The sequence below is a fragment of the Blautia luti genome (assembly GCF_013304735.1).
GTDB lineage: Bacteria > Bacillota > Clostridia > Lachnospirales > Lachnospiraceae > Blautia_A.
In genome coordinates this window covers 1-374 of sequence record NZ_JAAITI010000111.1, presented here as the reverse complement: position 1 = coordinate 374, position 374 = coordinate 1, and the positions used below count along the sequence as shown (strand labels likewise).

Genomic DNA, 374 nt, shown 5'->3' with positions numbered 1-374 from the left:
GAAAGATAACTGGGATGCGATCTCTCCAATTTTCAAATTTTCAGCAACGGTCAGAAAAGTGATTTATACTACAAATGCCATCGAATCCCTGAATTCCACCTATCGGAAACTGAACCGTCAGAGGAGCGTATTTCCAAGTGATACGGCCCTTTTAAAGGCATTATATCTTGCTACATTTGAAGCCACCAAAAAATGGACCAGTACAATCCGGAATTGGGCGCAGGTATATGGTGAACTGAGTATTATGTATGAAGGCCGGCTGCCAGAATAATAAAAAACAGGTCAGAGAAACAGGCGGGGAACCGCCTGCTCTTGACATGCCATTCAACAACTGTTATATATAAAGCAAGGGTGAAAAGCCTAGTTTTTAAGCT

1 protein-coding gene is annotated in these 374 nt (G+C 42.0%); it reads left to right on the top strand.

What is annotated here, in order from left to right; all coding sequences use genetic code 11:
* Positions 1–271: transposase (locus G5B06_RS18675; protein ID WP_173763297.1), on the top strand; the 271-nt coding region annotated here is incomplete at its 5' end.
* Between the last annotated feature and the right edge of the window lie 103 nt (positions 272–374).